The organism is Nostoc cf. edaphicum LEGE 07299 (assembly GCF_015207245.1).
Lineage (GTDB): Bacteria > Cyanobacteriota > Cyanobacteriia > Cyanobacteriales > Nostocaceae > Nostoc > Nostoc edaphicum_B.
This window is the reverse complement of record NZ_JADEXF010000310.1, coordinates 1-5,393: the sequence shown is the minus strand read 5'-3', so window position 1 is coordinate 5,393 and position 5,393 is coordinate 1. Positions and strand designations below refer to the sequence as shown.

Genomic DNA, 5,393 nt, shown 5'->3' with positions numbered 1-5,393 from the left:
CCAATTTGGGGTGTGGTTTGCGGCAAACGGTTTTGGTCGGCTTGGCTCAATTCCAAAAGTCCAACTGTTTTGGATGATGCTGTTTCTTTGGGCTTGTTAGACTCCATGGGCATCAATGGTACGATCATGGCGATCGCACCGTGGATACCAAGGGAAGCAATTGCTGCTATCCCAATTGGCTGGCTTAAGATGTCTGGTATATTTTTCAGCAGGGAGACGTAAGACATAGCTGTTATCGTTCACTCACTCAGTTACAGTTGACTAGCGATTTTATCTTTCCGGCATTGCAATATCTTGCAAGATATGCGTTCTTCATAAGGAAATAATAACTTCCTCTGCTGGCAATCAAAACGCCAAAATTGCCATTTATTCAAGTTTTTAATTAATCAATGACGCTGTATCATATTTTCAAAATTCGAGCTTGCTAAACAGATATTTGAAAAATTACTACTTTTGATTTTTTATTTTTATGATGCACACAATTAAAATTAATATCTGGGAGTTTTATAAAGTTTAAGTAAACGCACAACTTTAAATACATCAAAACATCTGCCGAAGTTGCGTTGTTTTTTTCAACTCTTTTTCAGTCAACTACACTTCTGTAACAGATGACACACGTGTTTACCTGAGACTGGGCCTATTTGAAAATACTACCACATCAGCAGCCCCTCAAACTGTTGCAAACTGTACAATTTTATTGACATTCTAGCCTTAAATTCCACCAAAGCTATTGGTTTTTTCTCTAAGCGGTGAGTCAGGCGATCGCAATTCTAGCTCCTGAATATGACTACTTCTTCGTCACAAAAGTTCAAACCCTCAATTATTGTATCCAAAATTTCAAATGCCGTTACCGACAGTTATTTTGCCTGGATATTTAGAAAGTGCGATCGCTTATCGCCAACTAGAACAATCCCTACAGCAGTTAGATTTTCCCACGGTTACAGTGCCACTGCGACGGCGTGACTGGCTCCCCACTTTAGGAGTAAGACCCGTAACTCTTATTCTGCAACAACTCGATTACACGATCAAGCATATATTACGTGAACATAATGCTACTCAAATTAACTTAATTGGCCACTCAGCCGGAGGTTGGATATCCCGCATTTATATGGGAGAAAAGCCCTATTTAGCACGTGGTGATGTCAAACCATTTCTCTGGCAAGGGCATCCCTTGGTTGCTACTTTCACCACCTTGGGTACACCCCATATTAGCCAAGAACGCTGGACACGTTCCAATCTAGATTTTGTCACCAATAACTACCCAGGAGCTTTTTACAAAAACGTTCGTTACGTTTGTGTGGCTGGCAAAACTATCTTTGGGAAAAGGCGGCCTGGTAGTTGGTTAGCTTATAGTAGTTACCAATTAACCTGTGGTAAGGGTAACACTTGGGGAGATGGGATTACGCCCATTGAAGCTGCTCATTTGCAGGGGGCTGAAAATCTGGTGATTGAAGGTGTCAAGCATTCTCCCAGAAGTCCTGGAATTTGGTATGGCTCACCAGAACCCTTAAAAGCTTGGGTACAGTATTTGATTTAAAAAACTTTATTTTTATATAAGAAAAGTAAAATTTATTAAAATTTTTTAGCTAAAATCGTAATAAGAATAAATACTTAGTTAAGAACAGGAGGGGTGAGCCATGCAAAGCACCCAGTTCGATCAGATTTTGCGAAGAATAGCGACGATATTATCAGTCGTGATTTTGACTCTGTGTTTAATTTATATCTCTACCGGAGTTTTGCTTTCTTTTTACTATGAACCGACAGCAGGCGGAGCTTATAACTCATTGAAGATGATTAATACACAACTGCCATACGGCTGGTTGTTTTGGAGAGCGCATGAAATTGCTGGTAACGGAGTAATTGCGATCGCTCTCATTCAAATTGTGGTGATGTTTTTAGGTCGGCAATTTCGCAAGAGTTGGCTGGCTGCTTGGATTAGTGTGGTTTTGTTAACCCTAAGTGCGATCGGGCTGGATTGGACAGCAATGATTTTAGATTGGACTCAGGAAGGATACTGGCGTTTCAGCATTGAGCTAGGAACCATCGAAGCCATTCCTTTGATTGGTGGGCAACTGCGCGAAATCCTGACTGGTGGTGGAGCCATTAACACAATTACCGTCGAACACCTTTACACAATCCACAGTTATCTAATTTCGGTAACGACGCTAATTCTCGCCATAGTACATTTGTCTGCTTTACTCTGGCAGGAATGGCAAATGTATCAAGAAGCGCCAAAACCAGAAATTGGTAATTCGCCAGGAGCAAAAGGTGAATTTATTCCTTCCCAAGGATAATGAAAAGTTAAGAGTCAAAGGTCAGCCCCTTTGGGCAAGTCAAAAGTCACGCATTCAAAAGTTAAGAACTCTCCCTCGTACTGCTTCGGCTCTCTTTATCCCCCAGGAGTGTCAGTAGTGAAAAGTTGAGATATCTTAGCGAGGGGGACTTCTTCAACTTCCGCTAACTTTTCTAAAGAGAGGCGAGTAGACTGGGTAGCACCAGATAAGCGTTTTAAAAGCTTAGGTCTGGGATCGTGTAACAAGTAGATAATGCGATCGCCAATTTCCCACTTGTATTTTGCTGGCATTACCTGTAAGCGTTCTTTTCGTTCTACAACTAGGGGTATCAACGCCCCAGTTTTAATCATTTCTTGGATACGCTCATTTTGACTAGAAAATTCTGACTCGGTTAGGGTGGTTGTTCCTAACTTGACTCGCCCATCATTCAAATATTCATTCCAAGTTTTAATTGCTAAGTCTGGAATAAAAGCTTGATTAACTTTATTACTAACAGAGGTACTCGCTTGCGGATTACGGGGGAAAACAGCTAAGACACGGGGCGGATTAAATTCCTCAGATGCTCGTTGAGCTAAAACAAAATTCACCTCGCCATTACTAGTCATAGCCAAAAAAGTACCCATAGAGCCAAGGCCTGCCTCTTCCAAAACAGCAGCATCAAGCCCACTGCTAGCGATTACCCGCAGATTTTGCGCCTCGGCTTCCAGAAGACGTTCGGGTTCAGTATCAATCATGACCACGTTTTCTCCCCGTTCTTGAAAGAAGCGAGCAATCAAAAGACTTAAAGGATTACAACCCACAATCACTGCCCCAGTTGCATCTTTGGAGGTGATTTTCAGCCATCTAGCAACCCAGCCAGCTGTTAGCCCTTGGCAGACAACAGTCGTGATAATTGTCAGGAAAACTAAAGCTTTGATGGAATCACCGCCATTAATGCCGCGCTGTGTCAACGAAATTGCAAAAAAAGAAGCGACAGAGGCAGCAACAATTCCTCTAGGTGCAACCCAGCTTAAAAACACTTTTTGTCGCCAGTTTAAGTCACTATTCCAGGTACACAAGAGGATATTAATTGGGCGAACGACAAACATTAGTACCAAAACGGTGAATAAACTACCCCAACCCAAAGCAAACACACTGGCAATGGATAGGTCAGCAGCTAATAAGATAAATAGCACCGAAACGCTGAGAATTGTTAGCTGACCTTTAAAACTTCGTAACAGACGTTCTTCTGGAACTGAGGAGTTAGCAAAGACTGCCCCTGCAACTACTGTTGTCATAACTCCCGATTCACTGCGGATCATTTGCGATAAGGTAAACAGGCTCCAAAGTATCGCTAACACCGCTAAGTTTTTTAGCTCGAATGACAGAAAATCAGCGCGTTTGAAAATCAAGCTCATCAAATAACCGCCAGCACCGCCAATTGCCGCACCAACACCCAGACGTATAAGTAAACCGACGATCGCATTGATCGGGTCAGCATCGCCGTTCAAAATCGTATCGAGGACAACGAAGGCGAGGATAGCCCCTACAGGGTCAATTAAAACCCCTTCTCCTTCCAAAAGTGTTGCCACTTGTCGATCTACATTGATTTGTTTGAGCAATGGGCCAACGACGGTTGGGCCTGTCACCACGACTATGGAAGCATAGAGAAAAGCTATGTTCCAGGGAAATTCACCCAGCCAGTGAGCAGCCATACTCCCGCCAAGCAGGGTGATTAGCGTTCCGAGGGTGACGAGCAATTGTAGGCTGACTGAAACTCTACCTAACTCACGCAGATCCAAGTTAAGTCCGCCTTCAAACAAAATGATTGCCGTTGCTAGAGCGACTATAACTTCCAGTCCAGTGCCTAGCGAATGGGGATGCAATAGCCCTATACCATCGGAGCCAAACAAAATGCCCAACAGCAATAACAAGACGATGCTGGGTACACGAAGGTATGCAGCCAGCACTTGGGCGCTAATGCCTGCAAAGACAGCGATCGCCATCTGTATGGTGATTTCAAAAGATGCTTCCATATTGTAGATTTTGAGCGATTTATTTCAAAATCTCTTGTAAAAAACCGTAGATATTAACTCTACAGGGTACAACATCATACCCTTTGTTCCTTGCTGTATTCAGCGTTTTTTAGATATGTGTATACCCCGAAATTCCCAACGCCCAACGCTGACGCACCCTGCGGCTGACTACAGAAGCATCTACGGATTTTTTTATTTATCTCCATATCTTTGTATCTTCTTCAAGCTTTTGCTTCCACCCAGTTTAGCTGCCACAAACTTTTTTTGGCAAAACCTGTTGACAAAGGCAAGGAAATTGGTTAACTTATAAAAGGTCTGAGTCCGATGCCCCCATCGTCTAGAGGCCTAGGACACCTCCCTTTCACGGAGGTAACGGGGATTCGAATTCCCCTGGGGGTACTTAAAAACAATAAAAAGCAAAAGCTCTTTTATTTGAGATGTAGCAATAAAAACCATCATCCAGGAATACACCTGAATGATGGTTTGTTGTTGTTATACATACGGTTCTTTGCTGGCTAATTCTTCTACACGTTGGTGAATAGCCAAAAGATTTAACCGCAAATCTTTGCTCAGACGATTTTCAATAATTCCCACTGGCATAGTGAGTTTAGGCCAAACTTGAATTGTGTAGGACAGATTTGTTCCTAAAGACTCACCGAAAGCATAAGGCTCTAAGCACCAGCTACCAGAAAAGCCTTTAAAATCTCCCTCTACCATGCGGAAATTAATTGCTTTAGGGAAGCATTCTTCCAAATCTAGAACTACCCGCGCACAAAAGTTGAAATTCAGTAAGCGTTGGGAGCCTACTTGCTCCAGTCGAATTCCACCATCAGGATGCTCGATTAGGCAACTCTTGGCAAGGTTGGGGAGGAAATCTGGTAAGGCTTCATAATTTGTCAGAACTTTCCAGATTTGCTCCACTGGGTGGGGAATTTGGACTTTAGCACTGATTTGCCGCTGTCGCTCTGCTATTTTCTCAATTTGAACTTCTACCTGAGCAAGCAAATCCCCTTCTAAGTTGGTGTCATCAGTGGAAGACTGCAAATCAGGGTTCTCTGTTGTGTTCTGTTTTTTAGTCACTTTC

The 5,393-nt window shown here is 42.8% G+C and carries 4 protein-coding genes, 1 tRNA gene and 1 pseudogene; 3 read left to right on the top strand and 3 right to left on the bottom strand.

The features are described from left to right. Nucleotides 1-227, bottom strand: a pseudogene (locus tag IQ229_RS11280) (hypothetical protein); the annotation flags it as partial. 614 nt (nucleotides 228-841) lie between these two features. Between IQ229_RS11280 and IQ229_RS11275 the strand changes: the two are divergent. After that, the gene (locus IQ229_RS11275) at nucleotides 842-1,537 is read left to right on the top strand and encodes an esterase/lipase family protein (RefSeq protein WP_194043718.1); all 696 of its coding nucleotides are present in this window, start codon (nucleotides 842-844) and stop codon (nucleotides 1,535-1,537) included. 100 nt (nucleotides 1,538-1,637) lie between these two features. Further along, on the top strand, nucleotides 1,638-2,294 hold the full coding sequence (locus tag IQ229_RS11270) for a cytochrome b N-terminal domain-containing protein (protein WP_194043717.1): 657 nt from the start codon (nucleotides 1,638-1,640) through the stop codon (nucleotides 2,292-2,294). Between the two features lie 95 nt (nucleotides 2,295-2,389). On the opposite strand, the gene IQ229_RS11265 is transcribed toward IQ229_RS11270, so the two are convergent. Next, a complete protein-coding gene (locus IQ229_RS11265; protein WP_194043716.1) occupies nucleotides 2,390-4,309 on the bottom strand; it encodes a cation:proton antiporter in 1,920 nt (639 codons plus the stop codon). Nucleotides 4,310-4,635: 326 nt separating this feature from the next. Between IQ229_RS11265 and IQ229_RS11260 the strand changes: the two genes are divergently transcribed. Beyond that, a tRNA-Glu gene (locus IQ229_RS11260) sits at nucleotides 4,636-4,708 on the top strand. A 93-nt stretch (nucleotides 4,709-4,801) separates the two neighbouring features. Here the strand turns inward: IQ229_RS11260 and IQ229_RS11255 are convergent. Next, on the bottom strand, nucleotides 4,802-5,389 hold the full coding sequence (locus tag IQ229_RS11255) for an SRPBCC family protein (protein WP_194043719.1): 588 nt from the start codon (nucleotides 5,387-5,389) through the stop codon (nucleotides 4,802-4,804). Between the last annotated feature and the right edge of the window lie 4 nt (nucleotides 5,390-5,393).